The sequence below is a fragment of the Halomonas halmophila genome (assembly GCF_006540005.1).
Taxonomy (GTDB): Bacteria; Pseudomonadota; Gammaproteobacteria; order Pseudomonadales; family Halomonadaceae; genus Halomonas; species Halomonas halmophila.
Map to the genome: position 1 here is coordinate 1 of NZ_BJOC01000062.1, position 2,844 is coordinate 2,844.

General features: G+C 65.8%; 3 protein-coding genes. 2 read left to right on the forward strand and 1 reads right to left on the reverse strand.

Features of this window, described 5'->3' with window-relative positions:
• Positions 1–2: 2 nt before the first annotated feature.
• Positions 3–812: an outer membrane protein assembly factor BamD gene (locus HHA01_RS14510; protein WP_141321985.1), complete on the reverse strand. Its 810-nt coding sequence runs from the start codon at positions 810–812 to the stop codon at positions 3–5.
• Between the two features lie 160 nt (positions 813–972).
• Here HHA01_RS14510 and rluD point away from each other — a divergent pair, with 160 nt between their 5' ends.
• On the forward strand, positions 973–1,932 hold the full coding sequence (rluD, locus tag HHA01_RS14515; RefSeq protein WP_141321988.1) for a 23S rRNA pseudouridine(1911/1915/1917) synthase RluD: 960 nt from the start codon (positions 973–975) through the stop codon (positions 1,930–1,932).
• Positions 1,929–2,684 carry a peptidoglycan editing factor PgeF gene (pgeF, locus tag HHA01_RS14520; RefSeq protein WP_141321991.1) on the forward strand — a complete coding sequence of 252 codons (756 nt, stop codon included), beginning with the start codon at positions 1,929–1,931 and terminating at the stop codon, positions 2,682–2,684. The genes rluD and pgeF overlap by 4 nt, the downstream gene beginning before the upstream one ends.
• The last annotated feature ends 160 nt before the right edge of the window (positions 2,685–2,844 follow it).

The following is a 2,844-nucleotide window of genomic DNA, read 5'->3' on the forward strand; positions in this document are numbered from 1 at the left end:
CCTTACGCCGACACCTCGGCGTCGACGTAGCGGGGGTCGAAGGTGCGGCCGTCGAGGCGTTCGTGGTCCGGGGCGTTGTCGATCAGCACCTGCAGACTTTCCTTGGCGCGTTCGGTCATGTCCAGGCCGAGATAGCCTTCCACCATGACTGCCAGGGCGTCGCGGGTGCCCTTCGCTTCGGGGTAGTGTTCGATGACCCAACGGCCTCGCTTGATGGCGGCCAGGTAGGCGCCCTTGCGCAGGTAGAAGTCGGCGACTTCCAGCTCGTGGCGAGCCAGCAGGTTGCGCAGGTAGACGATGCGCTGACGGGCATCCGGCGCGTACTGGCTGTTGGGGTGGTTGCGTACCAGGTCGCGGAAGTCCGAGTAGGCATCGCGGGTGGCACCGAGATCACGCTTGGCGATGTCGATCAGCCGCATTGACTCCAGGCTGAAGCGACCGGCTTCCCAGGAGGCGAGACCACGCATGTAGTAGGCGTAGTCGACCTGGGGGTGATCGGGGTGCAGGCGGATGAAGCGGCTGGCGGCGGCGCGAGCTGCCTCCCAATCACCGGTCTCGAAGTGGGCATAGATCAGTTCGAGCTGGGCCTGCTCGGCATGCTCGCCGAAGGGGTAGCGGGTGTCGATGGCCTCCAGCCGATTGACGGCGGTGGTGTAACGGCCATCTTCCAGGGCCGCACGGCCTTCCTGGTAAAGCTGGTTTGCGGCGACATCCGGCGCCTGTTCTTCTTCCTCGGTGCTGGCGCAGCCGGCCAGCAGGGCAGTCGCCAGCATCATGGCAGCCAGGCGAGTACCGGTCGTGAAAACGCGCATCGTGATCCTCGTGTCAAACAACCCTGGGCGGCCGTGCTAGAATCGGCCTTGATCTGCCCACTATAAAGCACCTTGCGCTGAAACGCAGTCATCACAAACGTAATGTGCCAACGCTTTGTGGATACTTCTTCATTCTCTCAGACGGACCCATGACGCGCCCATGTCTCAGACCCTCGATGCCCAGCAACGCATACCCGACCACATGGCGGGCTTTCGCCTCGATCAGGTGGCGGCAGAGTTGTTCAGCGACTACTCTCGGGAACGTCTCAAGGCCTGGATCAAGCAGGGGGCCCTGACCGTCGATGGCGTGCCGGCCAGGCCCCGGGACCGGGTGCATGGCGGTGAGTGGCTGGCGCTGACGGTGGAGCTAGAGGAAGAGGCGCGCTTCGAGCCGCAGGATATTCCGCTGCAGGTGGTGTTCGAGGATGACGATGTGCTGATCATCGACAAGCCGCCGGGCCTGGTGGTCCATCCCGCCGCCGGCAATCCGGATGGCACCCTGCTCAATGGCCTGCTGCATCATTGCAACGCCCTGGCGTCGGTACCCCGCGCCGGGATCGTGCATCGCCTGGACAAGGATACCAGTGGACTGATGGTGGTCGCCAAGACGCTGGCCGCCCAGCATGCCCTGGTGGAACAGCTGCAGGCGCGCACGGTGTCGCGTGAATATGATGCGGTGACCGTGGGCCAGATGACGGCGGGTGGGCGCGTGGATGCACCGATCGGGCGTCACCCGGGGGACCGCAAGCGTCAGGCCGTCAATGAGTCCGGCAAGCCGGCGGTGACGCATTATCGGGTCATCGAGCGCTTCCGCGCCCATACCCATGTGCGCTGCCGGCTGGAAACCGGACGTACCCACCAGATTCGGGTCCATCTGGCGCACCTGCGTTATCCATTGATCGGCGACCCGGTCTACGGCGGGCGCTTGAAGCTGCCTGCCGGAGCTGGTGACACCCTCAAGGAAGTGCTGCGCGAGTTCCCGCGCCAGGCCTTGCATGCGCGCAAGCTGGCGTTCGTGCATCCCTCCACCGGCGCGACCATGACCCTGCGTGCGCCGCTGCCGGACGACCTGCTGATGCTGCTCGACTTTCTGCGCGACGACCGGGAGACCATGCGATGAGTGATGCCCTTCATCTCGACCCGACGCTGGTGTATCCGAACTGGCCGGCCCCCGACAGCGTGGCGGCCTGTGTCACGACCCGCGAGACGGGGCCGAGTCAGGGCGACTTCGCGGCCTTCAACCCGGCCGAGCATGTCGGCGACAACCCCGACCATGTCGGGCTCTGCCGGCGTCAGCTGGGCAAGGTCGTGGGCGATGAGCGGCCCCTGCTGTGGCTCAACCAGGAGCACGGTGGTCGCGTCCAGCAGCATTACACCGACAGGGCCCCGAATGCCGACGCGGCGGTGGCCCGGGATCGGGGGCATGCCTGTGTGGTGCTGACCGCCGATTGCCTGCCGGTCTTCTTCTGCGACCGTGACGGGCAGCGTGTGGCCGTGGCCCATGCCGGATGGCGCGGCCTGGCCGGCGGCATTCTCGATGCCACCGTGGCGGCCCTGGGCGTACCCGCCGAGTCGCAGATGGCGTGGTTGGGACCGGCGATCTCCAATGCCCAGTTCGAGGTCGGCCCGGAAGTGCGCCAGGCCTTCGTCGCGGTGCAGCCCGAGGCCCTGGAAGCCTTTCACCCCAGCCCCTATCGGCTGGGCCACTACATGGCGGACCTCTACAAGCTGGCACGCCTGCGGCTGGAACGCCTGGGGCTTTCGAACATCAGCGGGGGTCACTTCTGCACCGCCTGTGACCCCCGCTTCTACTCCCACCGCCGGGATAACGGCGTCACCGGCCGCATGGCCAGCATGATCTGGCTGCGCTGAAGCTGGAAGAACGGCGCTGCGCGCCTGGAAGAGGTAAGAACGCGGCTGGCGCCGCTTGAAGAGGAAAGAAAACCCTCCCGGTCTTCGCCCGGAGCTATAAGCCTTAAGCTCTAAGCTGGAAGAAAAACCTTGACCCCATGCCGTCGGGGTCCATGCTGCC

Coding starts and splice junctions, on each gene's coding strand:
- HHA01_RS14510 (WP_141321985.1), bottom strand. CDS start 812: ATGCGCGTTTTCACGACCGGTACTCGCCTGGCTGCCATGATGCTGGCG.
- rluD (WP_141321988.1), top strand. CDS start 973: ATGTCTCAGACCCTCGATGCCCAGCAACGCATACCCGACCACATGGCG.
- pgeF (WP_141321991.1), top strand. CDS start 1,929: ATGAGTGATGCCCTTCATCTCGACCCGACGCTGGTGTATCCGAACTGG.